The 24,349-nt window shown below is 42.3% G+C and carries 24 protein-coding genes; 14 read left to right on the top strand and 10 right to left on the bottom strand.

Going from position 1 to position 24,349, the window contains the following annotated elements:
• Position 1 precedes the first annotated feature (1 nt).
• From nuoH to B1202_RS13280, 10 genes are all read left to right on the top strand, one after another.
• Complete coding sequence (nuoH, locus tag B1202_RS13325; protein ID WP_078191100.1) at positions 2–1,018, top strand: NADH-quinone oxidoreductase subunit NuoH; 1,017 nt, start codon at positions 2–4, stop codon at positions 1,016–1,018.
• An 18-nt stretch (positions 1,019–1,036) separates the two neighbouring features.
• Positions 1,037–1,579 (top strand): NADH-quinone oxidoreductase subunit NuoI, encoded by a 543-nt coding sequence (nuoI, locus tag B1202_RS13320; protein WP_078191099.1) that lies wholly within the window; start codon positions 1,037–1,039, stop codon positions 1,577–1,579.
• Positions 1,579–2,097, top strand: coding sequence for an NADH-quinone oxidoreductase subunit J (gene nuoJ / locus B1202_RS13315; protein ID WP_171262661.1), 519 nt, complete (start codon positions 1,579–1,581; stop codon positions 2,095–2,097). The genes nuoI and nuoJ overlap by 1 nt, the downstream gene beginning before the upstream one ends.
• A complete protein-coding gene (gene nuoK, locus B1202_RS13310) occupies positions 2,097–2,405 on the top strand; it encodes an NADH-quinone oxidoreductase subunit NuoK (RefSeq protein ID WP_067665227.1) in 309 nt (102 codons plus the stop codon). The genes nuoJ and nuoK overlap by 1 nt, the downstream gene beginning before the upstream one ends.
• The gene (nuoL, locus tag B1202_RS13305; RefSeq protein ID WP_078191097.1) at positions 2,402–4,291 is read left to right on the top strand and encodes an NADH-quinone oxidoreductase subunit L; all 1,890 of its coding nucleotides are present in this window, start codon (positions 2,402–2,404) and stop codon (positions 4,289–4,291) included. The genes nuoK and nuoL overlap by 4 nt, the downstream gene beginning before the upstream one ends.
• Before the next feature lies 1 nt (position 4,292).
• On the top strand, positions 4,293–5,906 hold the full coding sequence (gene nuoM, locus B1202_RS13300) for an NADH-quinone oxidoreductase subunit M (RefSeq protein ID WP_078191096.1): 1,614 nt from the start codon (positions 4,293–4,295) through the stop codon (positions 5,904–5,906).
• Between the two features lie 3 nt (positions 5,907–5,909).
• Positions 5,910–7,454: an NADH-quinone oxidoreductase subunit NuoN gene (gene nuoN, locus B1202_RS13295; RefSeq protein ID WP_078191095.1), complete on the top strand. Its 1,545-nt coding sequence runs from the start codon at positions 5,910–5,912 to the stop codon at positions 7,452–7,454.
• A 126-nt stretch (positions 7,455–7,580) separates the two neighbouring features.
• The gene (upp, locus tag B1202_RS13290; RefSeq protein WP_078191094.1) at positions 7,581–8,216 is read left to right on the top strand and encodes a uracil phosphoribosyltransferase; all 636 of its coding nucleotides are present in this window, start codon (positions 7,581–7,583) and stop codon (positions 8,214–8,216) included.
• 85 nt (positions 8,217–8,301) lie between these two features.
• Entirely contained in the window at positions 8,302–8,595 is a 294-nt protein-coding gene (locus tag B1202_RS13285) for a cold shock domain-containing protein (RefSeq protein WP_078191093.1), read from the top strand.
• Positions 8,596–8,703: 108 nt separating this feature from the next.
• Positions 8,704–9,456 (top strand): cold shock domain-containing protein, encoded by a 753-nt coding sequence (locus B1202_RS13280; protein ID WP_078191092.1) that lies wholly within the window; start codon positions 8,704–8,706, stop codon positions 9,454–9,456.
• 44 nt (positions 9,457–9,500) lie between these two features.
• On the opposite strand, the gene gigC is transcribed toward B1202_RS13280, so the two are convergent.
• Complete coding sequence (gigC, locus tag B1202_RS13275; RefSeq protein ID WP_078191091.1) at positions 9,501–10,385, bottom strand: LysR family transcriptional regulator GigC; 885 nt, start codon at positions 10,383–10,385, stop codon at positions 9,501–9,503.
• 85 nt (positions 10,386–10,470) lie between these two features.
• On the opposite strand from gigC, the gene B1202_RS13270 reads away from it, so the two are divergent.
• Positions 10,471–11,232: a ferredoxin--NADP reductase gene (locus tag B1202_RS13270; RefSeq protein WP_078191090.1), complete on the top strand. Its 762-nt coding sequence runs from the start codon at positions 10,471–10,473 to the stop codon at positions 11,230–11,232.
• A 428-nt stretch (positions 11,233–11,660) separates the two neighbouring features.
• Here the strand turns inward: B1202_RS13270 and B1202_RS13265 are convergent, their stop codons facing one another.
• The 5 genes from B1202_RS13265 to B1202_RS13245 form a co-directional block, all read right to left on the bottom strand.
• Positions 11,661–12,404 (bottom strand): amino acid ABC transporter ATP-binding protein, encoded by a 744-nt coding sequence (locus tag B1202_RS13265; protein ID WP_078191089.1) that lies wholly within the window; start codon positions 12,402–12,404, stop codon positions 11,661–11,663.
• Positions 12,401–13,084, bottom strand: coding sequence for an ABC transporter permease subunit (locus B1202_RS13260; protein WP_078191088.1), 684 nt, complete (start codon positions 13,082–13,084; stop codon positions 12,401–12,403). The genes B1202_RS13265 and B1202_RS13260 overlap by 4 nt, the downstream gene beginning before the upstream one ends.
• Complete coding sequence (locus B1202_RS13255; RefSeq protein ID WP_078191087.1) at positions 13,084–13,827, bottom strand: amino acid ABC transporter permease; 744 nt, start codon at positions 13,825–13,827, stop codon at positions 13,084–13,086. The genes B1202_RS13260 and B1202_RS13255 overlap by 1 nt, the downstream gene beginning before the upstream one ends.
• Positions 13,828–13,897: 70 nt before the next feature.
• Positions 13,898–14,845: a transporter substrate-binding domain-containing protein gene (locus tag B1202_RS13250; protein WP_078191086.1), complete on the bottom strand. Its 948-nt coding sequence runs from the start codon at positions 14,843–14,845 to the stop codon at positions 13,898–13,900.
• Between the two features lie 337 nt (positions 14,846–15,182).
• Positions 15,183–15,605: a hypothetical protein gene (locus B1202_RS13245; protein WP_078191199.1), complete on the bottom strand. Its 423-nt coding sequence runs from the start codon at positions 15,603–15,605 to the stop codon at positions 15,183–15,185.
• Positions 15,606–15,953: 348 nt separating this feature from the next.
• Here B1202_RS13245 and B1202_RS13240 point away from each other — a divergent pair, with 348 nt between their 5' ends.
• The 3 genes from B1202_RS13240 (at position 15,954) to B1202_RS13230 (ending at position 18,536) form a co-directional block, all read left to right on the top strand.
• The gene (locus B1202_RS13240) at positions 15,954–16,232 is read left to right on the top strand and encodes a hypothetical protein (protein WP_078191085.1); all 279 of its coding nucleotides are present in this window, start codon (positions 15,954–15,956) and stop codon (positions 16,230–16,232) included.
• Between the two features lie 274 nt (positions 16,233–16,506).
• Positions 16,507–18,285 carry a mechanosensitive ion channel gene (locus B1202_RS13235; protein WP_078191084.1) on the top strand — a complete coding sequence of 593 codons (1,779 nt, stop codon included), beginning with the start codon at positions 16,507–16,509 and terminating at the stop codon, positions 18,283–18,285.
• 68 nt (positions 18,286–18,353) lie between these two features.
• Positions 18,354–18,536, top strand: coding sequence for a hypothetical protein (locus B1202_RS13230; protein ID WP_078191083.1), 183 nt, complete (start codon positions 18,354–18,356; stop codon positions 18,534–18,536).
• A gap of 708 nt (positions 18,537–19,244) precedes the next feature.
• Here B1202_RS13230 and B1202_RS13225 read toward each other — a convergent pair.
• The 4 genes from B1202_RS13225 to B1202_RS13210 all read right to left on the bottom strand — a co-directional run bounded on the left by B1202_RS13225 (position 19,245) and on the right by B1202_RS13210 (position 24,346).
• Positions 19,245–20,444, bottom strand: a complete 1,200-nt coding sequence (locus B1202_RS13225; RefSeq protein ID WP_078191082.1) for an NAD(P)/FAD-dependent oxidoreductase — start codon at positions 20,442–20,444, stop codon at positions 19,245–19,247.
• A 33-nt stretch (positions 20,445–20,477) separates the two neighbouring features.
• A complete protein-coding gene (locus tag B1202_RS13220; protein WP_078191081.1) occupies positions 20,478–21,368 on the bottom strand; it encodes a 1-aminocyclopropane-1-carboxylate deaminase/D-cysteine desulfhydrase in 891 nt (296 codons plus the stop codon).
• 147 nt (positions 21,369–21,515) lie between these two features.
• Positions 21,516–22,634 (bottom strand): HlyD family secretion protein, encoded by a 1,119-nt coding sequence (locus B1202_RS13215; RefSeq protein WP_078191080.1) that lies wholly within the window; start codon positions 22,632–22,634, stop codon positions 21,516–21,518.
• Positions 22,635–22,696: 62 nt separating this feature from the next.
• Positions 22,697–24,346, bottom strand: coding sequence for an MFS transporter (locus B1202_RS13210; protein WP_078191079.1), 1,650 nt, complete (start codon positions 24,344–24,346; stop codon positions 22,697–22,699).
• Between the last annotated feature and the right edge of the window lie 3 nt (positions 24,347–24,349).

The following is a 24,349-nucleotide window of genomic DNA, read 5'->3' as shown; positions in this document are numbered from 1 at the left end:
CATGGAACAAGAATTAATCCGTCAAACGCCGCTGTGGGCTGAAAACTGGCCAATCGCCTATTCAGTTCTTCAAGCAATTGTGATCTTACTGGTTGTGGTATTGATCGCTGCGTTGATGTCTTTTATTGAACGTCGTTTACTCGGCTTGTGGCAAGACCGTTACGGTCCGAACCGTGTAGGTCCGGGCGGTATGTTCCAGATTGTTGCCGACATGCTGAAAATCATGTTCAAAGAAGACTGGACACCAAAATTTGCTGACAAATTGACTTTCCGTATGGCTCCAGCAGTTGCGATGGCAACTGCGGTGCTATCGTTCATGGTTATTCCTGTTTCACCTTATTTAGGTGTTTCAGACATGAGCATCGGTCTATTGTTCTTTATGGCAATGGCTGGTATTGCGGTATACGCAGTATTGTTCGGTGGTTGGTCATCAAATAACAAATACGCATTACTTGGTGGTTTACGTTCTGCTGCTCAAACCATTTCTTATGAAGTGTTCTTGGGTATTTCACTGATGGGTGTGGTTGCGATTGCAGGCTCATTCAACATGCGTGAAATTGTTGAAGCTCAACGTGATGTTTGGTTTGTTATTCCTCAGTTCTTAGGTTTCTTGATCTTCGTGGTTGCGGGTGTTGCTGTAACTCACCGTCATCCATTTGACCAACCAGAAGCAGAACAAGAATTGGCGGAAGGTTACCATGTCGAATACGGCGGTATGAAATGGGGTATGTTCTTCGTTGCGGAATACGTCAACGTCGTACTGATCTCTGCATTAATCGTGACTTTATTCTTCGGTGGTTGGTTAGCGCCTTTCAACCTAGATATTCCGTTCATTCCAGCTGCGTTCTGGTTCATTATTAAAACAGCATTCTTTGTAATGATGTTTGTCTTGGCTCGTGGTTCTTTAATGCGTCCACGTTATGACCAAGTCATGAACTTTGGTTGGAAAATTTGTTTGCCATTGGCGTTGGTTAACCTTCTGGTAACTGGTGCTGTGATTCTGATGAATCAGGCCTAAGACAGCAGGGAGAATAAAATGTTTAAATTTCTAGCTGGATTTGGGTCAATTGTACGTTCGTTGTGGATGGTATTCTCACACGCGACACGTAAACGTGACACCATTTTATATCCAGAGGTTAAAGCCGAAGACATCGTACCACCACGTTTCCGTGGTCGTATTGTGTTAACGCGTGACCCTGATGGCGAAGAGCGCTGTGTAGCATGTAACCTTTGTGCGGTTGCATGTCCAGTCGGCTGTATTTCACTACAAAAAGCTGAAAAAGAAGATGGTCGTTGGTATCCGGAATTTTTCCGTATCAACTTCTCACGTTGTATTTTCTGCGGTATGTGTGAAGAAGCATGTCCTACGACTGCGATTCAAATGACACCTGACTTTGAGTTAGGTGAGTATGTTCGTCAGGACTTAGTATATGAGAAAGAAAACCTTCTTATCTCAGGTCCTGGTAAATACCCAGACTATAACTTCTACCGCGTAACAGGTATGGCTGTTGCTGGTAAAGATAAAGGTCAGGCTCAACGCGAAAGCACACCAGTTGATGTACGGAGTCTATTACCATGATGTGGCCATTTTATTTGATGGCGCTTGTGGCCATCGTCTCTACCGTTCGTGTTGTAACTAACACGAACCCAGTACACGCTTTATTAAGCTTGATTATCTCTTTACTTGCAGTTGCAGGTATCTTCATGATCGTGGGTGCGCCGTTTGCCGGTGCCCTCGAAATTATCGTTTACGCTGGCGCAATTATGGTGCTGTTCGTATTCGTCGTGATGATGCTGAATCTTGGTCAAAATACAGTTGAACAAGAAAGCAAATGGCTGACTTCTTCAGCGTGGGCATATCCTGCGTTGATGAGCTTCCTAATGGGTCTAATCCTAGTTTGGATGTTGAAGTCAGACTACACAACTGCTGGCACTGTCATGGGTGCTCAAGTTGTCGGTCCGAAAGAAGTGGGTACTTCACTCTTTACTCAGTACTTATTGCTGGTTGAAGTTGCTGCGATGTTATTGCTTGGCGCACTTGTCGCTGCATTCCATCTTGGCAAACGTGAGCCAGGTGCAGAAGAGGACAAAGAATAATGGGCAACATCCCTTTAGAACATGGTTTGATCGTTGCAACCATTCTTTTTGCACTGGGTTTTTACGGTGTGATGGTTCGACGCAACCTACTATTTATTTTAATGAGCCTTGAAATCATGATGAACGCTGCTGCATTAGCGTTCGTTTTGGCAGGAAGCGCATGGGCACAGCCAGATGGTCAAGTGATGTTTATCTTGATCTTAACGCTTGCTGCAGCAGAGGCTTGTATCGGTCTTGCGATCGTCCTTCAGTTCTATCATCGCTTCCATCATCTGGATGTGGATGCTGCTAGTGAGATGCGCGGATGAGTTATTTATATTTAACAGTACTATTCCCGCTAATTGGTTTTATCCTGTTGGCGGCAGGTCGTAAAAATCTTCCTGAATCAGTTGCTGCAATTATTGGTGCAGGTTCAGTTGGTCTTTCAGCTTTATTTGCATTAATTGCCGGTATCGACTTTGTTAATAATGGTTCAGTTGCAACAACTCAGCATCTTTGGACTTGGTTCAGTGCAGGTAACTTAGCACCGGGCTTCACGCTTCATTTAGATGGCTTATCATTATTGATGATGGGCATGATCACAGGTGTGGGTTTCTTAATTCACATCTTTGCAACATGGTACATGCGTGGCGAAGAAGACTTTGCACGTTTCTTCTCATACTTCAACCTATTCGTGGCAAGCATGCTGCTTTTAGTGTTGGGTGACAACTTAGCGTTGTTATTCCTCGGTTGGGAAGGTGTAGGTCTATGTTCATACCTATTGATTGGTTACTACTACCAAACACCTGCGAACGGTTTTGCTGCAATTAAAGCATTCACTGTGACACGTGTGGGTGACGTATTCCTACTAATCGCATTGTTCTTGATTTACCAACAATTCGGCACTTTAAACATTGCAGAAGTTGTAGCTGCTGCGCCAACAGTTTTGGCTCAGAGTTCTTCGATTGCGATTTGGACTGCATTGATGTTGTTCTTGGGTGCTGCAGGTAAATCTGCTCAGATCCCATTACAAACATGGTTGGCTGATGCGATGGCTGGTCCTACACCAGTATCTGCATTGATCCACGCAGCAACAATGGTAACAGCGGGTGTTTACCTATGTAGCCGTATGTTCAGCGTGTTTGAACAAGCGCCAGAAGTGATGATGTTCATCTCAATCACAGGTGCGGTGACATTGTTAGTTGCAGGCTTTGCAGCATTGGTACAAACAGACATCAAACGTATTCTTGCTTACTCAACTATGAGTCAGTTGGGTTATATGTTTATGGCTGTAGGTGCTGAAGCTTACCAAGCTGGTCTATTCCACATGCTGACTCACGCATTCTTCAAGGCATTATTATTCTTGTCTTCTGGTGCAGTGATTTTGGCTTACCATCACGAACAAAACATCTTCAAGATGGGTGGTCTATTCCACAAAAACAAATTCTTGTTTGCTTGTTTCGCGATTGGTGGCGGTGCATTGGCAGCGATTCCATTCATCACTATCGGCTTCTTCTCGAAAGATGCGATTCTTGGTGCGGTATGGGTGAAAGGTCAAGCAATTGCAGTTTATGACTGCTTGTACTGGACTGGTGTAGCAGGTGCGTTCTTAACTTCAATTTATACATTCCGTCTTATTTGGGTTGTATTCTTTGGTAAAGAAAACACGCCTTACCATGAAATCAAAGGTGTTACTTACTGGGGTCCATTGGCGATTCTTGCAGTGCTTTCAACTGGTTTAGCTTATGTATTAAAAGCACCAGTAACGAATATTTTAAATGCTGCACAAATCCCAGCGTTTAATATTCCAGAAGCACTAGAACACGGTATGCATAGCGCTGAATACACAGCTGTTGGTATTGCACTTGCAGGTCTTGCAGTGGGTGTGGTGTTATTTGCCTTTGCTTATGGTGCAGTGAAATCGTTCGCGAAAACTTCACTGGGCGCGGGTCTTGCAAATATCTGTCGTAATGCACTTGGTTTCGATGCTTTGTACAACATTGTTTTCGTTAAGCCTTATTTGCTACTGGCTAAAATCTTTGGTCGTGATCCAATTGACGGCTTATGGCTTGTATTGCCTGCACTTGTTAAAGGCGGTAATAGCTTTACAAGTTCACGTCAAACAGGTTCATTGCGTGAATACGCATCTAGTATGGCATTCGGTACGTTTGCATTACTATTGATCCTGGTCGTGATTCAGGTCGTGGGGAAATAAAATGGAAACTCCAAACAATTTAATTCTACCCGCTCTGATCCTTATTCCGTTCATTGCAGGTTTTGTATGCTGGCTTGTCGATAAACTCGACAAGCACTTACCACGCTATATTGCCTTAATTGGTATGCTATTAACGTTGGTGTTAACCGTCGTTTTATGGCAAAGCGGTACTTATAACTACGAGTTGGGTACACAAGCTCCACAGTGGGCTGCTCAATTTAACCTACCGTGGATTACCACTTTAGGGATTAACATTCACCTTGCGGTGGATGGTCTTTCACTGCTTATGGTGGGTTTAACTGCATTACTGGGTGTACTTGCAGTTGGCTGTTCATGGGGTGAGATTCAAAAGAACGTTGGTTTCTTCCACTTAAACCTACTGTGGTCTTTAGGTGGTGTGATCGGTGTATTCTTAGCGATTGACATGTTCCTATTCTTCTTCTTCTGGGAGATGATGCTGGTACCAATCTACTTCTTGATCGCACTTTGGGGTCATAAAGGGGCAGAAGGTAAGTCACGCGTTTACGCTGCAACTAAATTCTTTATCTATACTCAGGTTGCGGGTCTGATCATGTTGATCGGTATCTTGGGTCTAGTGGTTGTTGGCTTCCAACTTCACGGTCAAATCAGCTTTAACTATGACTTCTTGATGAGTGTTGCACACACTGTTGAGGCGAAAGCTCCAGCACTTGCGTATGCATTCATGATCTGTATGTTCATTGGTTTTGCGGTAAAACTTCCAGTTTTCCCATTACACGGCTGGTTACCAGATGCACATGCGCAAGCACCTACAGCGGGTTCTGTCGACCTTGCAGGTATCTTGATTAAAACTGCGGCTTATGGTCTTTTACGTTTCGTTATTCCATTCTTCCCAGTGGCATCTGCTCAGTTTGCAGACATCGCGATCATTCTTGGTCTAATCGGTATTTTCTACGGTGCATGGTGTGCATTCCAACAAACAGACATGAAACGTCTGCTTGCGTACACATCTATTTCGCACATGGGCTTCGTACTTCTTGCTTTGTATGCAGGTAACATCCTGACATTCCAAGGCTTGATGATTATGATGCTGGCTCACGGTCTATCTTCTGCTGCATTGTTCATTATGTGTGGTCAGGTTTACGAACGTCTGCATACACGTGACATGCGTTTGATGGGCGGTATCCGTGGTCAGTTCCAATACCTTTCATTCTTCTTAATGTTCTTTGTTGCTGCACTTGTAGGTATTCCAGGTCTAGGTAACTTCATCGGTGAATTCCTGATCTTGATGGGTTCTTATGACAAGTTCCCTGTGTACACAATCCTTGCTGCAGTAAGCTTAGTATTTGCCGGTCTTTACGGTTTAATCCTGATCCACAAAGCATTGTTTGGTACACCAAACGAAGAACAAAAACAGCATTACGCAAATCCGTTGAAAGACTTAAATGCGCGTGAAGTTGTGATTCTTTTAATCTGTGCTCTTGGTCTAGTATGGCTTGGTCTATTCCCACAAACCTTCCTTGATATTTCAAATTCAAGCATGGCGTGGATTGCAAATAGCTATATCCCAGTTCAAGAAGTCGTTGATGTTGTGCAGCAGATTGCTGTACAACCTGAAAATGTGGAGATGCAATAAGCCATGGACTTCACAATGTCATTTTCTGAGCTTATGCCATTAGCTCCTGTGATGATCGTGGCTTTAACTGCGATCGTCGTGATGTTGCTAATTGCAATCAAGCGTAACCACAATTTAGTTGCAACGACTTCCGTTATCGGTCTGAACCTTGCAGCCTTTTATATTATTTTTGTTTTCGTTGCAGGGCAGTATGCACCTGCAAACGTAATGAATTTGTTCATCGTAGATCCATTTACGATGTTGTACCAATTCGTGATTTTGATTGCAGCACTTGCTTGCTGCACATTGTCACATGCGTATATCGAAACCTATAAAGATAACCGTGAAGAACTTTATATCTTGATGCTGTGCTCTGTAACAGGTGCATTGTTAATGGTTGCAAGTTCGCACTATGCGTCTTTCTTTATCAGTCTTGAGTTAATGTCGATTCCTGTATACGGCCTATTGGCTTATACACACCAACGTTCACAGTCGCTTGAAGCGGGTGTGAAATACTTGGTGCTTTCAGCAACCGCTTCTGCGATGTTGTTGATGGGTATGGCTTATGTATACGCGTACACAGGTACAATGGCATTCGTTGCTGAACCAGGCAAAATGTTCACAACTTTCAGCCAACCGGGTGTAGTCCTTGGTCTTGCACTGATTGTCTTTGCTGTTGCATTTAAATTGTCTCTTGCGCCATTCCATAAATGGACACCGGACGTGTATGCAGGTGCGCCAGCGCCAATCGCGACATTCTTAGCGACTGTAGCTAAAGTGGCAATGATCGGTCTATTCGTTCGTTACTTCTTGGCTTCTGGCTTAATCCTTTCTGACAGCTTCATCACGATCGTGACCATCATTGCAGTATTGTCTATCCTTGCGGGTAACTTACTAGCAGTACGTCAAGTGAACTTGAAACGTATCCTTGCATACTCTTCAATCGCTCACTTTGGTTACTTACTTGTTGCGATTGTCAGTGCACGTAATACTGACTTTGTTCAAGTACAAGGCTTTGCAACATTCAGCAGCGTCAACGTGTATGTGATTACTTATGTATTAACAACGATTGGTGCGTTCGGTGTTGTGACACTGATGTCTAGCCCTTACAACAACAAAGACGAAGCAGGTAGCCTTGCGGAGTACCGTGGTTTGTTCTGGCGTCGTCCAGTGTTGACTGCAACACTGACTGTCATGATGTTATCTCTTGCAGGTATCCCATTAACAGCTGGCTTTATTGGTAAGTTCCTTGTGATCAAAACAGCGGTTGCTGGTGGTTCATGGTTCTTAGCTGCGATGGTGATCCTTGGTTCAGGTATCGGTTTGTACTACTACCTACGTGTGATGATTGTGATGTACATGACTCCACCAGAAAACCCACGTATCGATGCTGTCGATCATTGGGGTCAAAAAGTGGGTGGTATTATGGTGCTTGGTGCAGCTGCTCTTGTGTTGTTGATCGGTGTATATCCAGATCCAATCATTGCAGTTTCACAAGTGGCATACTTTGCGATCTCACCTGAATTACAACAGTTCATTTTTAGCTTAATTCAAAGTGGTTTTAACTAATGAATTAAGCAATTAATTTGCTTATTACAAAAAAGCCTCCTGTAAAGGGGGCTTTTTTATTTTTATCATTTGTTAAATAGCTTTATAATGGTTGAAATTTTATCTTAACCTTTTAGGTGTTCTCCCGTGGCTATCCATGAAATCCGTCATCCTTTAATCCGACATAAACTCGGCTTACTTCGTCGTGCAGATATTAGTACTAAAAACTTCCGTGAGCTTGCTCAAGAAGTGACTATGCTTCTGACTTATGAAGCAACGAAAGATTTACCAATGGTCGATCATGAAATTGATGGTTGGAATGGTAAAGTAACTGTAGATCGTATTGCCGGTAAAAAAATAACAGTCGTACCGATTTTACGTGCAGGTATTGGTATGTTGGATGGTTTCTTAAACCTGATTCCAAGTGCAAAAGTATCTGTATTGGGTTTAGAGCGTGACGAAGAAACTTTAGAAGCGCGTACTTACTACAAAAAATTAGTACCAGACGTACAAAACCGTTTAGCGATGATTATTGACCCAATGCTTGCAACAGGTTCATCGCTCGTTGCTGCTATTGACGTTCTAAAAGCCAGTGGTTGTAAAGATATTCGTGTCATGGTGCTTGTAGCAGCTCCAGAAGGCATTAAACGTGTGAATGAAGCTCACCCAGATGTGACCATTTATACAGCATCTGTAGACCAAGGTTTAAATGAAAACGGTTATATCGTTCCTGGTCTTGGCGATGCAGGCGATAAAATTTTCGGTTCAGTTCAAAAAGACTAATTTTTGCATTATGAACAGAAAAGGGGCTTTTATAGCCTCTTTTTTATATACTAAAGACATTGGCATAAATGGAATAGGGTACTTTATGAAGTCCGAACAATATAAAGGTAAAGTGAAGCAGTACAATCCTGAAAAGGGCTTTGGCTTTCTTTCATGTGAAGAAGGTGATGTATTTTTCCATATCTCTGACTTTCCCGCAGATGGTGTCGAGCCAAAACGTCATGATCGCGTGAAATTTAATGTGGTGGAAAATGGTGATCGTTATAAGGCCATTAACATTGAGCGTGAAGAAGACAAATCTGCAAAAGCTAAAAAATCTAAAGTCGTGGCAAATAATCAGTCGATTACTTCAGCATTGCTTTCAAATTTACGTAAATAATATGGTTTTAAGATTTCGTGGAAATCTTTGAAATCGAAAAAGAGGTCTATCGGGCCTCTTTTTTTATTATCATAAGAGTATTAAAAGAAAAGATGAGAGACAATTTTTATGTTTAAAGAGGGGAAAATCAAAAGCTATAACGTTGAGCGCGGCTTTGGATTTATACAACAAAATCAAGCAAAGGATTTATTTTTTCATATTCGTGATTTTCCTAGCCGACACATCGAACCACGTGTTGGAGAAAATCTCAAATACAGGATTGAAGAAGATCAAGGCAAATTAAAAGCTGTAAATATCATCCGCTTAGATTTGAAAAAAGAGCAGCCCACTCATGAACAGATAAATCCGTCATTTGAATCAATGACAGATCGAGTGAACGATCAAGTTACGCCTCACGATATAGCCAAAGGTACAGTTTGGGGCAGTAAAATCTTCAGCATGATAGGACTCATTGTGATTCTAGTATTAGCTGTGGCTGTATATGGGAAATATCAGCAGTACCAAGAACAGAAGCAGCTACATTTACAACAGCTCATGCAAGAAAATGAAAACATTGTAAAAGAACAACGTAAAGCACAGGGGGATTTACCCGATCGGGTGCTGTCTGAGCAAGGTGAAAAAAATCTATACGGCACAGCTTCAACGCAAGCTCAGTCAGTTGTTCGAGACACTGTGCCAGCTCATGCTTCAAGTGATTCGCCAAGGGCAGCAGAGAAATCTCAGTTTAGTTGTGATGGACGACAGCATTGCAGTCAAATGCGCTCAAGAGATGAAGCTCAGTGGTTTATTAAGAATTGTCCAAACACGAAGATGGATGGTGATAATGACGGTATTGCTTGTGAGAATGATTCAAGGTGGTAATGGAAACATTCTCAATAAAAAAGCGCCATCAGGCGCTTTTTTATTTAAACAGATTTTTCACAAAATTGCATAAAGGCTTTGAGACCCGGTCCTTGGTATTTCTGACGATGTACCAACATGAATAAAGGACGGGCAAGTTGCCAGAACGGCGTATCTAAAACCACCAATTGACCTTTTTCACGTAAAGGCTCAATTGCCAGTTTAGAAATACATGACATACCAAGACCACCTGCCACGATTTTTAGAATGGCTTCGTTATGACCCAAGGTTAAACGAATATTGGCATCTGGCAGGTCTTTTAAAATTGCATTGTCAAATACTTCACGTGTGCCTGACCCTTCTTCTCGTAAGATCCATTCCACGTTATCAAAGTCAGCCGCAGTGAGTGCACGATCCAGCTTCGCTAAAGGGTGCTCTGGTGAACAGCACACCGCAAGTTCATCGTCACGCCAGTGAATACATTGTAGCTGTGGCAGGTGGCATGAACCTTCAATTAAGGCCAAATCCAACTGAAATTGGTTTACCGCTTCAATCATTTGGCGGGTATTACCGACTTGAAGTTGTAAATGTGCTTGAGGCTGAATTTGTAAGAAATCTGCCATGAGGTCTGGCATCAAGTAGTCACTGATGGTCAGGGTCGCGCCCAAACGTAGATCAATACTTTGTAGTTCGCCTTTGGCTGCTTGTTCAAAAGCTTCACAGCGCCCTAAAATTTCCAAAGCTTGTGGCAATAAAAAACGACCCAAGTCATTCAATTGCAAGCGTTTACCAAGTCGGTCAAACAGTGGAGCACCGAGACCATCTTCGAGGTCTGCCAATGCCATACTTGCTGCACTTTGAGTAAGTTTGACAGCATCACTGGCTTTGGTAACGGTACCTTCTTGAGCGACTGCTACAAAAACAGCCAACTGGCGTAAAGTCATGCGCATGAATCAGGCCTTAACATTTAAAAAATATTAATAAATTATGCTGTCATGCTAACATGAGCACAGTCTGTCACGCCACGTTCAAATCATGTCAATTGAAAAATTTAGCTTAGAAAAGGTTTTATCTGTACACCGTTGGACCAATACTTTGTTCAGTTTTACCATGACACGCCCTGCACATTTTAAATTCACCGCTGGTCAGTTCGCACGAATTGGCTTGAAAGTGGGCGATGAATTGGTGGTTCGTGCCTATTCTGTGGTGTCGTCACCCTTTGATGAAACTTTAGAGTTTTTCTCTATCGTCGTTCCAGATGGTGCGTTTACCTCGAATTTACAGCATCTACAAGTTGGCGATGAGCTGTATTTAGAAAAAGTTCCATATGGTTTCCTCACCTTGGCGCGTTATCAGTTGCCATTGCCAAAGGACTTATGGCTGTTGGGAACAGGAACAGGTCTGGCACCATTTTTATCAATGCTACAAGACTTTGAAACGTGGTCTAAATACGAAAAAATTAATCTAGTCTACAGTGTGCGCACCGTATCAGAACTGGCTTATGTCGAGCGTATTCAAGAAATCGTGGAAACCTTTGGCGAAGGGCATACGGGATTTAAATTTATACCTATTGTGACACGTGATCCAAATGCGCCGCTGCATGACCGTTTACCAGTTTTAATTGAAAATGGCGAGTTAGAACAGGCGGCAGGCTTAGCGTTTAATGTGGAAACGACGCATGTCATGCTGTGTGGTAATCCACAAATGGTTGATGACACCAAGGCGGCATTAAAGGCGCGTGGTTTGACCATGAACCGTCGTGGTGAAGGCAATATTGCTGTAGAAAACTATTGGTAATGTGCCATGAAAAAAAGCTCATCGATGGATGAGCTTTTTTATTTTCGGAAATTAAATAACTGATGTTACGCATGCAAAAGTAATTTTGCATTTTTAAAATGATTTTAAGCCAATTCGACGGAGTCTTACATCAAGGGAATGAATAAAGGGATTAGCCTTCGGCTGGAGGTACTCTTACGAAGCACGCTTCTCATTAGGCAAAATGAGAAGCGTGCTTCGCAAGGAAACCATCTTGCGGTGCAATCACCTCACCGACAAAACTCGTTCACTAGCGTCTAATTATCTAAAGTATCGCAAAAACATTTTTGTTTAGAAGAATTCCTATTTCAAACACTTGCGGATGACGTTACCGCGCATCGTACTTTTATTTGAATCAAATTACGCTTCTGATGTTACAGCGTAACATCAGTTAAATAAACGTTTTGAACTTAATGCAGAATTTTATTTAAGAACTGCTGCGCTCGTTCACCACGAGGGGCATTAAAGAAATCATCTTTACTGCAGTCTTCCACAATTTTTCCTTGATCCATAAAGATCACACGGTCCGCAACCTGACGCGCAAAGCCCATCTCATGGGTTACACACATCATGGTCATACCTTCTTTGGCAAGACCCACCATCACATCAAGCACTTCGTTAATCATCTCAGGATCAAGTGCCGAAGTCGGTTCATCAAACAGCATGGCAATCGGGTCCATACTGAGCGCACGTGCAATCGCAACACGTTGTTGCTGTCCACCTGATAACTGTGCAGGGAATTTAGCGGCATGCGCACTCAAACCCACACGATCTAAATAAGCCAAGCCTTTTTTCTTGGCTTCGGCTTCTGATCGGCCCAAGACTTTAACCTGCGCAATGGTCAGGTTTTCGGTAATGGATAAATGTGGAAACAGTTCAAAGTGCTGGAACACCATACCAACACGACTACGCAATTTATTTAAATCGGTTTTTGGGTCATTAATGGAAATACCGTCGACTAAAATCGTACCGGCCTGAAAAGGCTCAAGTCCATTAACGGTTTTAATGAGCGTTGATTTCCCTGAACCTGAAGGCCCACACACCACAACCACTTCACCTTGTTTAATTTGAGTCGTGCAATCGGTGAGCACTTGAAAATCTTTATACCATTTACTGACATTTTGGAGGTCAATCATCGTTTTTTGATCGGTCATACACTTAACCTCCGTTGTAATTTTTTAACTGCATAGGTAGCGATCATACTAATAGTGAAATACACCAGACCGGCAAACAGAATGTATTGAGTTAACAATGACATAAGGTCGCCTCGAACATAGTTGGTGCGGAAAAAGTCTAACAGTCCGATGGCATAAACCATGGTTGAATCTTGGAACAGAATGATGGTTTGCTGTAAAAGTAGTGGCGTCATTTTGCGAAAGGACTGCGGCAAAATAATTAGGCGCATCGCTTGGCTATAGCTCATACCGAGAGCATAAGCTGCAGAAGTTTGACCTTTAGGAATCGATTGGATCCCGGCACGGACAATCTCTGAAAAGTAAGCCGCTTCAAATAGCATGAAGGCCACGATACTCGACACAAGGGCAGTATCAATCGTCAGATAGTTACCTGTGATCCCTGTGTAGATAAAAGGTACTGCAAAGTAGAACCACATCAGCACCAAGAGCAAAGGTATAGAACGAAAGAGGTTCACATAGCCTTTAGCAAAAATATTAAAAGCCTTAATCGAGGACAGGCGCATCAACGCCAATAAAGTCCCAATAAAGACACCACCAATGGTTGCCGTGATCACCACTTTGAGTGTGATGCTGAAACCATGCCATAGCGCAGGGCCAGACGCTTGGAGGTCTTGAATAAAAGAACTGAGCCATTCCATTATTTATCTCCTGCAATTAAGCCAGGAACGCGTAGGCGTTTTTCCAGAAAATTCATGAAACCAATTAAACAGATATTGATCACGATGAAAATAATGGTGACATAGGTATAAATTTCGATGGTGTTTTGCGTGTATTCACTAATGGTTTTCATCTGTGAAATGATTTCTGCAACACCGACCAAAGACGCAACTGAGGTGTTTTTGACACAGTTGGTCAACTCAGAGCTGAGAGGTGGCAAAATCGTGCGGAATGACTGCGGTAAGATCACATAGCGGTATAGTTGAGCCGTGCTAAATCCCATGGCATAACCTGCATTGGTTTGCCCCAAAGGAAGCGCTTCAATACCTGTCCTGACTTGCTCACAGACCCGTGCAGCTGTAAAAAGACCCAAGCCGACACTTGCAGAAATTAAGGCGGTCGTATTTGCCCCAAGGTCATTCATCCACCAGCTTTTAATCGCAGCAGGGAGGAAGTTGGGTACAACATAGAACCATATAAACAGTTGAATCAATAAGGGTACATTTCGGAAAATAGTCACGTAGGCCGTACCAATACCTCGTGCTACAGGACTCGGTAGGGTACGCATAATACCCAAGATGCTGCCAAGCACCATCGCAATGCTCCATGCCACCAAAGCGATGACAAACAGCCAGCCGATCCCAATTAAAATCCAATTCAGGTAGGTCGAATCACCTACACCTGTAGATTGGAACAGCACACCCCAATTCCAGCTATAATTCATAGGAACTCCCTATAATGAGCTTAAGCCAAAATCCGTTTGGCTTAAGCATCTTTAGAATGTTTAGGGAAAGTTATTCGTCACGGTCATGTGGGTTACTAATCAATGCTTTTAATTGATCAGACATCGGGAAATTCAAGTTGATATTTTTTGGTGGAATTGGCGTTTGGAACCATTTTTTATACATGTCATTGATTTCACCAGAGCTATAGGTCGCTTTGATTGCATCATCAACCACTTGTTTAAAGCCAGTATCGCCTTTACGCAGCATACAACCATAGATTTCATGAATCGGTGCTGTACCCACGATTTCCCATTTATTAGGATCTTTGGCTTTTGATTTTTCACCCGCCAGCAAAATATCATCCATCATAAATGCTGCTGCACGACCATTTTGTAGCATGAGGAAAGACTCAGCATGGTCTTTGGCAGAAATGACTTCACCAATACCTAACTCTTTTTCATGTTGACGAATATAACGTTCAGATGTAGTCCCTGCTGTGGTGACTAATTTTTTGCCTTTTAGGTCAGCAAAATCTTTAACCCCAGAGTCTTTTGCGGTAAGTAAGCGTGAACCCACTTCAAAGAAACCTGTTGAGAAATCAACTTGTTGTTGGCGTTCTTTATTGTTTGTGGTTGAACCACACTCTAAGTCGACGGTGCCATTAGAAACCAATGGAATACGGTTTTGGCTGGTCACTAAGTTATAACGGACTTTTAAATCGGGAAGATTTAATTGCTTTTTAACTGCCTCAACTACTTTTAATTGAAGATCATGCGCATAACCCACAGGTTGGTTTGGATTATCTGCGATATATGAAAATGGAATCGATGAATCGCGATAGCCTAAAACAATCGTGCCGGATTTTTTGATCTTATCTAAAGTCCCTGAGTCAGAAACAGCAGCTTCACTTCCTGCAGCTTTATCCGTTGTAGGTGCTTTATTGTCACTACATGCGCTAAGCCCTAAAGTGAGCGCACTTGCACAGAACAAAGTTGCTAAATGTTTTTTTGACGTCATCGTTAAAACTCCTTTTACCCTGATTTAATATCCACTTTTTATGATCTTGTTTCTCATTTGATTTTATTGCTTTGTTTTTAAGAATCTTTCAACAATAAAAAAGAGATCATTTTCTACATCTTAGGTGATAAATCGAGCAAGGCTCAAGCAAAATTTATTGCCGAATTGTTACTAAGAAATGGGATAAGTTATGAACATTTTTTATAAGTAAATTTATTGTAAGCTATTGAATGTCATTTAAATTAATTTGATTGTGAAATAAATAATGAAAATAAAAGGGCATAAAAAAACCTCCAGATGGAGGTTTTCGGGATTAAACTTTAGTTTAATCTCCGTGTTAATGCACAAACATATCCATAAATTCACGAATTTCTTGAATCGCTGTGTCTACGTCGGAAGTCAACCAAGTCGGTTCAAAAAAGCCAGCATAATGCTCCAGTCGATCTTGGGGAACAACTAAGCGAATCGGACATTCTTCTTCGAGCAAGCGCCAAGGAATAATAGGCACTTCATTATCTAAAAAAGCCGCAATATTTCGAATATCAATCACCATCGCATTGATGCATTCAGGGAATGGCATCACTGAAAACTCTTCAGTACGTCGGCGGAAATATTCCAAATCACCCCATTTCAACACATAACTTGGCTTACTAAATTCAATAATGCCAATAAGATGCTGATCACGAGTGTAATGAAGGGAACATTGATGAGTGACGTCAGTGTCAAGATCAAGCGTTACACCTTGTTGATGGTACGCCATAGATTTGATAACAGGTGAAAAATAAGGTGCATGATTATAGCTCATTTCATTCATCAAAAGCAGAGAATTCCATTCAGCTCAAAAAAGCATTTATTTTCGCAAAACTTATCACTCTGAAAATGAATACGATTGAAGTGTTGTATTCAGTTCATTGTCCGATATTCATACCTTGGCGATTGATTTTTAACCTAAAATTAGGGGAGCTATCTAAACAAAAAAACGGATGTAAATTGAACGGATCTTTTAAGTTACATGTTTTCACGGATTGTAATTGTTCTTCACACAACAATAGATATTGTATTGCTAGTATAAAAAGTGAACGACGAACAACAAAATAGCGAGGGGAATATGACACACGATTTTAATAAACCGCCCCATACCACCAGCGCAGAAGAAACAACACAAAAAAAACGTATCCCAGTGTATATGCTAATTTTAGTGGGTATCTTCTTAATCGCGTTATTGTTTTATATGTTTGCAGATATGAAACCGTCTGCTTCGGATGCACCACCTGATCATCCTGCACCGAATGCACAAACTGCAACTGCCAATGATACGACTAGCGGTACAGCGGGGGATGAAGCTGTTGCCAATGATTCAAATACAGCAACTGCGACAGATCATTGATGATAAATACATGAGTCAGATTTACATGATTGCAAGATCTGAACCTTAAGCATCTCATCAGAATGACACAAATAAAGCCTTGGTTATGCCAAGGCTTTTTTACATTCAATTGTGAGCTTTTGTTGGAGTTATGCATACTTTGGTTGATTAAAAAATACGCAAAAACTAAGGTGGAAAAGAAAGCTCAAGTTTAAAGCACCAATGCTGTGTGATATCGCGGCATACGTAAAAATGCACATAACAACAGATCATGTATAACAATGAGGGCGAACGTATGAATGATTATCTGGGTGGTCCGCGTGGCCGTTTTGATGCCATGTATTATTGGGAACAGTTTCACCCCATTTTAAGTGCAGTAGCAATTCTCCTGATAGGTTGGGTCATTGCTTTATTGATTGCTGCTGGCGTCAAAAAAGTTCTGCAAAAATTAGGTACAAATCAAAAACTTTCAAATGCAACTGGGCACCGTTCCAATGTTGAAAATATAGTCTCCAGAGTTGTGTTCTGGATTATTTTGATCATTGCCGTCATTGGTGCGCTCAATGTGCTGAATTTGACCAGTGTCAGCGGCCCATTCAGTAATATGATTCAGCAGTTCTTGTTATTTATTCCACAGCTCTTGGCTGCGGTAGCCGTGGGTTTTATTGGTTGGATCGTGGCGAGTTTGGTCAAAGTCGGTTCAAAGAAACTGCTTGATAAAACCCAACTCGATGAAAAACTCAGTTCTGAGGTTGGCGTCAGCCCAATCAGTCAAAATATCAGTGAAATAGTTTATTGGCTAATCTTGTTGCTTTTTCTACCGATTGTTTTATCGATCTTGGGTTTGAATGGTCTCTTGTTCCCAATCCAAAATATGGTCACTGAAGTTGTTTCTTATCTTCCCAATATCTTTATTGCCGGTGTCATCGTCTTTGTCGGTTATATTTTGGCGAAGATTGTGAGAGGTATCGTGGAAGGCTTGGTGAACAGTTTGAGTTTGCAGCAGCAAGTCGAAAAAGTGGGCATGTTTAAAAACGCAAAACTTGCTCAAGTTTTGGGTAATTTTGTCTTTGCTATAGTCATCATCACGGCTTTAATTGTAGCTTTCGAAGCACTTGGTATCGAGGCGATTTCTCAGCCGGCAACGGCCATGTTACATGAGATCATGTATGCAATACCGAACATTATTGCCGCAGGTTTAATCTTAATCTTGGCCTATGTGGTGTCACGCTTTGTGGCACGTCTAGTGGTGGATGTAATCTCGGGTACTGGTGTTGATGCTGTACCTGAAAAATTAGATATTCAACGCTTTTTGGGCAATACCAAAGTATCGGATGTGGTCGGTTGCCTGATCGTATTTTTCACCATGCTGTTTGCGGTATCTGAAGCGGCTAACCGTTTGGGCTTTGAGCAAATCAGTGCCTTGATTGCCATGTTTATCCAGTTCGGTGCAAGTATTTTACTTGGTGCCGTGATCTTGGTGGTGGGCTTCTGGCTTGCCAATATTGTGGCAAATGTAGTGCAACGAGGGGAATACAACAGTTCGCGTTGGTTAGGTAATTTGGTTCGTGTGCTGATTATGGGCTTGGTTGTTGCCATGGGCTTGCGTGCCATGGGTATTGCCGACTCGATCGTGAATTTGGCCTTTGGTTTAACGCTTGGTGCTGTTGCAGTTGCTTTCGCTTTGGCCTTTGGTTTAGGCGGTCGCAATCCGGCGGAACGATTGTTATCAGATCTTATCGATAAAGCAAAACGTGAAGCCAACGAACCGAATCCAGTTCAAGAACAGGCGAAGGCAAAAACCACCTTTAATACGCCAACATCGTCTGCAGCGAGTTCAACGCCATCAACATCTGTGATGACTTCTGAAGTGAAAAAAGATGATGGCTATCCAAACATTCAACAGGCTGCTCCCGGCGTCAGTGAAAAAGAAACGGCCACGCCTGATCAGTTGGATGTAAACCCAAGTGATCAACCCCAAAATAATCCATTTGGTTCAACTGGTGAGGCTGAAAAAGAGGTCGATGCACCTTCGGCACCTGTAACTCCGCCAAAACCGGATGACCCTAATTAACCTGTTCCGTCTGTACAAAATCGGCCACGCTTAGGTGGTCGATTTTAATGCTCTATAAGGAATATTGTATGGCAAAAGCACCGAATAAATTTTTAGCTCCAGTGATTATTGCAGGGATCACGGTGGGTTTTTTGGCGAGCGCACGACGCTTTATTTTTGCAAAACCAAAACGCACTGATTTGGAGCAGAAAGAACAATCACCGCTAAACAGTGAAAAAAATTATACCAATCAGTCCAAAAATAATGATTGAAATTTACCCAAAAATTGGTATTTTAAGTAATAGTGGTATATGGAATATTACTTAAAATATAAAAACTTAGGATTCATATTGCTGTCATGAATGACACCTATGATCCGTGCAAAGGAATGGCAAAATGGGGGTAATTTCAATGTTCAATACTTTAGTTTCGACACTCAAACAAACAGCAAGCGTGCAACCACAACATATTTCAGTTGCCGTTGAAAAAATGGATCTGACAATTCAACGAACTTCGTCGTCGTCAGTATCATTATTTAAAACCGACTATCTTGAATAAGTCAGATCGGGCAAGAAAAAGGGCTGAATGAATCAGCCCTTTTTTATGCAAAGATCATCTGCAGATTATGATTAACTGATGTTTCTACGTGATATCAGAAGTCCTATTTGATTCAAATAAAAGAATGATACGCAGTAATGTCATCCGCAATTGTTTGAGACAGGATTACATTTAATCAAAAATGTTTTTGCAATACATCGAATCATTTGAAGGTAGTGAACGAGTTTTGCTCCGTAAGATGGTTTCCTTGCGAAACTTCACTTCTCATTTTGCCGAAACAAAAGTACCTCCAACCGAAGGCTAATTTTTTTAATCAATCCTTAGATGTAAGACTCCGTCGAATAGACGTAAAAATCTTTTTTATAAATGTGAAATTACTCTTACTGTCGTAACTTCAGTGCTTAATTAACGCTATGTCGAGATCAGACGTATTCAGAAGCTGCATGCGCAGAAGCCCATGCCCATTGGAAATTGTATCCACCTAAATGCCCCGTTACATCGAGCACTTCGCCAATAAAGTACAAGCCTTTCTGTTTTTTACTTTCCATGGTTTTTGATGAGACTTCGGTGGTATCCACACCACCGAGTGTAACCTCAGCAGTACGATAACCTTCAGTGCCTGATGGCTTCACTTCAAAGCTTTCTAAACGGCTTGCAATGAGTTCCAGTTTTTCATCACTGATATTGCCAATGGCTAATTCAGCTTGTTCAGGCCAAATCAGATTTTGTAATTCCGTAACCACACTTTTCGGTAAGTGTTCATTGAACAGTGTACGCAGTAACACTTTCGGTTGACTAGATTTCTTAGATTTGAGGAAATCTAAAACATCTAAAGTTGGCAGGAAATTGATATTAAAGCGTTGGCCGACATCCCAGTAGTTTGAAAGCTGCAATGAGCTTGGGCCACTTAAACCACGGTGAGTAAAGAGTAGAGCCTCAGTAAAACTATTTAACTCATTCGATAAAGTCGCTTCAACAGCATTGCCACTCAAGCGTGTGGTTACTTCTTTAAAACTATCGGAGAAGGTAAAGGGTACTAAGCCTGCGCGAGTGGGGTAGACAGAATGACCAAATTGTTTGGCAATCTCATAGCCAATTCCTGAACCGCCTAACGTCGGAATGGACAGACCGCCACTGGCAATAACCACCGATTCTGCTTCAAAATAGCCTAGATTGGTTGCCGCTTGAAAGCCTTGTTCAGGTAAGGCATTGACTGCTTTTACTTCACAGTTGGTTTTAATATCCACCAAGCCTGTTTTGTCACATTCTGCCAATAGCATGGCGAGAATTTCTTTTGCACCATTTTGGGTAAATAACTGCCCATGTTTGCGCTCTTCGTACTCAATGCCATATTCGCAGACCATACCAATGAAGTCCCAGTTGGTATAGCGAGTTAATGCTGAAATAACAAAGTGTGGATTATGTGAAATATAATTTTCTGGTTCGACATACAAATTGGTGAAATTGCATTTACCACCGCCAGACATTAGGATTTTTTTGCCAACTTTATTGGCTTTTTCAACCACCAAAACTTTGCGTCCACGCTGCGCCGCTTTATATGCCGTCATTAAGCCTGATGCACCAGCACCTAAAACAAGGACATCATATTGATTTTGCGACATGGTAAGTTTCCGCGTGGAAGAAAGGACGCAGGATTATACGCTTTTTAGCGCTTCGGTTGAACCTTTCAAGCGACCTTGTAGGCCACCAGTATGGATCACTAAAACACGCTGATGGTCTGTAATCTGACCACGCTCAATCATGCTGAAAATACCTCGCAGCATTTTAGCCGTATAGACCTGTTCTAATGGGATCGCAAAGCGTTGTTCAAAGTCATGCATAAACTGTAATAGTTCCGGCGTTATTTTGGCATAGCCGCCACAGCAAAATTCATCGCTGATGCTCCAATTGGTTTTCTGCGTCAACTGAGCAACATCATCGCAAAGAAAATTGCCTTTGAGCGCAGAAAAACCAAGAACATGTTGATGTTCCTCACTGGCTTCGATCAAGCCCGTTATGGTTCCACCTGTACCGACTGCACAGCAGATGAGATCAAAATTTTGTTGATTTTCACTGCTTAAGATTTCCCTACAGCCACGGATAGCCAATGCATTGGTTCCACCTTCAGGAATGACATAATGTTCGGGATATTGCTGTCGTAATTGCGCTAAAGCATCTACATGTTTCTGTTCACGATACTTTTGGCGTGTGACAAAACTGAGCTGCATACCAAACTGTTCGGCGCTGGCTAAAGTAGGATTTCGAGCTTGATGTTGTAATTCTTCTCCACGGATGATGCCTAGACTGCCGAATCCAAATAAATGTGCAGCAAATGCAGTGGCTGCAATGTGATTTGAATAAGCGCCGCCAAAGCTAAGCACCTGTTTAAACCCTAATTTCTGCGCCTCAATAAAATTATATTTGAGTTTATAAAATTTATTGCCTGATATTTGTGGGTGTACCAAGTCCAAACGCTTAATACACAAATCAACCCCTTGATATTGAATAGTCTGCTCAGGAATGGCGTGGGCGATAGATTCAAACATGTTAGTGATCGTTATCTTGGAGGTTAGAGGTCAAATAGGTAGGCATTGTAAAACGGGAGCTGCAGAAGATGAAATCCTTTGCATCTTGTTCAGTTCAACTTTGCTTATAGTACTTCACTGCCAGCGTCCGCTAACTATCAACATCAACTAACTATCAACATCAACGGAGGTCACGACAGACATACCGGGTCTTAAGTTTTCTAAACCTTGTTGATTAGGATCAATCGCAATTTTCACGGCAATGCGTTGCACGACTTTGGTGAAATTTCCTGTGGCATTGTCAGGTTTCAAAACACTAAATTCAGAACCAGCCGCAGGGGAGATTTGCTCAACTTTGCCGTAAAATTTTTGATGTTTCATGCCATCAACGCTGAACCACGCTTTTTGACCAATATGCATATCTGCAATTTGCGTTTCTTTAAAGTTGGCAGTCACCCAGCGCTGCTGTGGAATCAAATACATCAGTTGAGAGCCTGAAGCAACATATTGACCAATCCGCGGGCTGACTTCGCCAAGCTGACCATCCATAGGTGCCACAATTGTGCTGTAGTCTTTGGTGGTCACAGCCTGATCAAACTGTGCTTTGGCGCTATTCACTTGTGCTTTAAGCCCCGTCGCTGCAACTTGTGCGGTCTTGAATGATTCTTTGGCAACCAGCAAATTGGCTTCTGCTTGATGAAGTTGGGCCAAACTATTTTTAGCATCTGCAGTGGATTTGTCTTGTTCAGTTTTCGACGCAGCACCAGTATTGCCGAGTTGTTTGTAGCGCGTCATTTGTGCAAGGGCTAATTCATAGGCCGCACGTGATTGGTCCACTTTCGCTTCGGCTGCCGTAATATCCGCTCTGCGTTGTTCAATGGCCTGGCTTTGATTGGCAAGTGAATTCTGTGCTTGTTCCACCCCAGATTCAGCCTGTGTGACTTTTTGATCATAGGTCGTTGCATCGATATGCATAAGCACTTGACCTTTTTTCACATGATCAAAATCCGTCACCAAAACATCTTTCACATAACCATTAATTTGTGACGAAAGCACCGTGGTTTTGCCTTTGACATAGCTATTTTCAGTCGACTCGATACTGTTATGAAATGGACCAATTCGCCACGCCCATAAGATCAGCGCAATCCCCAACAAGAGGATGATCAACATGAAAATCAGGGTACGCTGCGGCGTAGAAATAAGCTTGCTTGATGGCGCAGGCATAGCGGTTGCTGTTTGTGGTTGCTGCGGTGCTGCCTGCTCAGTGGGTTTATGGTCTTCGGTCATGTTGTTCTCAATATCAATTAGGTCATTTGGCGGTTGCTTATGTTGTTTAAGTCGGGAAAATTTTAGCTACTATCTGTGCGTTGCTGTTGGCGTAATTGATATTTATTTTTGCCAATCAGAAACAAGCCCCAAAGCAACAATAAAACGGCGAAGATGCCATTTAAAAAAATCACATCGTTATAGGCTCGAACTTGGGCTTCTCGAGTGATGGTTTGATTAAGGCTACGTATAGCTTGTTGTTGGTCTAAATTAGGGTCTAAAGAATATTGATGCGCACTTTGAGCCAATTGTTGTAGGCGCTGTTCGACTATAGGAGAGGTTTGCGATAAATCATTATAAATCTGTGCCTGATAGGTTTGGGTACGCATTTGCTGGTAGGTCGAAAAGAAAGATGATCCGACGAGACCACCAAAGGTTTGCGTTGCAGAAAACAGCACGATAAACGTCACCATGTGCGATGGGCCTTTTTGCAAAGCACTGACAATGCCAGTAAGCAAAAGTGGGCCAATAAACATGCCACTGGCAAAGCCCACCAAAAACTGACTCCAATAAAAATCATGCGGGCGAACATCACTGGTCAGGTGGTAATCCAGCGCACAAGCAAAGAGCACGAGACCTGCTGCACCGAGCAGATGAAGCACGATTTTTTCTTTGGAAAAGGTCAGGGCACTAAACACTGTGCCTAAGACAATCCCGATCAGCACGATGGTATAAAAGGAAACAAATTGGTCGGGTCCCATGCCCATGGTTTTCAAAAAATTCACGGCTGCATAGCTTTGTTCTGACATGAGAAAGCGAATGGCAAAGGCACCGATAATAAAACTCACGGTCGACGATGTTCCGAGCCAGCGTGTGACAATCAGAGGATTGACCCGAAAATGTTCATAGGTCAGACCGACAACTAAAAGAATCAAAGCGGTGATGAGTAAATAGGCCAACCATTCAGCCTCAAACCACCAAAGAATCGGGCCTTGAGTCAACACGATACATAGCAATGCAAAGCCGGGTGCTAATAATGCAAAGGTGAATAAATCCTGCTTTTCAAACACTTCGATACGTAGGCTTCGTGGCAATTTGAGTGAGACAACCATCGCCAAACAACATAAGGCTAGACCTAATTCAAAGGTGTAAAAAATAGACCAATCGTTGACATCGACCAGATACGGCGACATGATCCATGCCAGCGGAATACCTAACTGCTGAAAGCCCAAAGCCAGATAAAGCCCACGACCAAAATGAGCACGTTTAAACGCTTGCATGATGTAATACATCCCAAGCGAACTGAGTGGCGCTGCAAGTAAGCCGCTAATTACCCGTGCAAAAATTGCCATTTCATAGGTATGGACAAATAAATGCAGCACCATCACCGCGATAAATAAAACCAAACCAATTTCTGAAAATAGCCTAAGTCCATATTGTTGGCGGGCTTTAAATAAGATTAGGTTGGAGCTGACATTGGCCATAACAAATGCCGCAGGGATCCATGCCGCTTCTGAAGGCGTTAAGCCATATTCACCTTGTAGAAGGGGTAAATTTGCCGTAATGAATCCATTACTTAAGCTCCCCGAGATCGCAACAAATAAACCGATAAAGAAGTATAAAAAACGCTTATAGGTGGGATGCGCAATCGCAGCGGGAGAGCCGGGCAAAGTCGGTTTTTCTTCGGGTGTCCAATCCGGAGCAGGTTCCAATAAACGTGGAGATTTGGACATGAC

Origin of the sequence: Acinetobacter amyesii, assembly GCF_002018365.1 — a bacterium.
GTDB lineage: Bacteria > Pseudomonadota > Gammaproteobacteria > Pseudomonadales > Moraxellaceae > Acinetobacter > Acinetobacter amyesii.
This window is presented reverse-complemented; position numbering and strand designations above follow the sequence as displayed.

Bases quoted from the DNA above. Each gene is read 5' to 3' on its own strand.
- nuoJ (WP_171262661.1), top strand. From the start codon at position 1,579: ATGTGGCCATTTTATTTGATGGCGCTTGTGGCCATCGTCTCTACCGTT.
- B1202_RS13220 (WP_078191081.1), bottom strand. From the start codon at position 21,368: ATGTTTGAATCTATCGCCCACGCCATTCCTGAGCAGACTATTCAATAT.
- B1202_RS13240 (WP_078191085.1), top strand. From the start codon at position 15,954: ATGACACACGATTTTAATAAACCGCCCCATACCACCAGCGCAGAAGAA.
- nuoI (WP_078191099.1), top strand. From the start codon at position 1,037: ATGTTTAAATTTCTAGCTGGATTTGGGTCAATTGTACGTTCGTTGTGG.
- nuoK (WP_067665227.1), top strand. From the start codon at position 2,097: ATGGGCAACATCCCTTTAGAACATGGTTTGATCGTTGCAACCATTCTT.
- nuoN (WP_078191095.1), top strand. From the start codon at position 5,910: ATGGACTTCACAATGTCATTTTCTGAGCTTATGCCATTAGCTCCTGTG.
- B1202_RS13255 (WP_078191087.1), bottom strand. From the start codon at position 13,827: ATGAATTATAGCTGGAATTGGGGTGTGCTGTTCCAATCTACAGGTGTA.
- B1202_RS13265 (WP_078191089.1), bottom strand. From the start codon at position 12,404: ATGACCGATCAAAAAACGATGATTGACCTCCAAAATGTCAGTAAATGG.
- B1202_RS13225 (WP_078191082.1), bottom strand. From the start codon at position 20,444: ATGTCGCAAAATCAATATGATGTCCTTGTTTTAGGTGCTGGTGCATCA.
- B1202_RS13245 (WP_078191199.1), bottom strand. From the start codon at position 15,605: ATGGCGTACCATCAACAAGGTGTAACGCTTGATCTTGACACTGACGTC.
- gigC (WP_078191091.1), bottom strand. From the start codon at position 10,385: ATGCGCATGACTTTACGCCAGTTGGCTGTTTTTGTAGCAGTCGCTCAA.
- nuoH (WP_078191100.1), top strand. From the start codon at position 2: ATGGAACAAGAATTAATCCGTCAAACGCCGCTGTGGGCTGAAAACTGG.
- nuoM (WP_078191096.1), top strand. From the start codon at position 4,293: ATGGAAACTCCAAACAATTTAATTCTACCCGCTCTGATCCTTATTCCG.
- B1202_RS13250 (WP_078191086.1), bottom strand. From the start codon at position 14,845: ATGACGTCAAAAAAACATTTAGCAACTTTGTTCTGTGCAAGTGCGCTC.
- B1202_RS13215 (WP_078191080.1), bottom strand. From the start codon at position 22,634: ATGACCGAAGACCATAAACCCACTGAGCAGGCAGCACCGCAGCAACCA.
- B1202_RS13235 (WP_078191084.1), top strand. From the start codon at position 16,507: ATGAATGATTATCTGGGTGGTCCGCGTGGCCGTTTTGATGCCATGTAT.
- B1202_RS13210 (WP_078191079.1), bottom strand. From the start codon at position 24,346: ATGTCCAAATCTCCACGTTTATTGGAACCTGCTCCGGATTGGACACCC.
- B1202_RS13230 (WP_078191083.1), top strand. From the start codon at position 18,354: ATGGCAAAAGCACCGAATAAATTTTTAGCTCCAGTGATTATTGCAGGG.
- B1202_RS13270 (WP_078191090.1), top strand. From the start codon at position 10,471: ATGTCAATTGAAAAATTTAGCTTAGAAAAGGTTTTATCTGTACACCGT.
- B1202_RS13280 (WP_078191092.1), top strand. From the start codon at position 8,704: ATGTTTAAAGAGGGGAAAATCAAAAGCTATAACGTTGAGCGCGGCTTT.
- nuoL (WP_078191097.1), top strand. From the start codon at position 2,402: ATGAGTTATTTATATTTAACAGTACTATTCCCGCTAATTGGTTTTATC.
- B1202_RS13285 (WP_078191093.1), top strand. From the start codon at position 8,302: ATGAAGTCCGAACAATATAAAGGTAAAGTGAAGCAGTACAATCCTGAA.
- B1202_RS13260 (WP_078191088.1), bottom strand. From the start codon at position 13,084: ATGGAATGGCTCAGTTCTTTTATTCAAGACCTCCAAGCGTCTGGCCCT.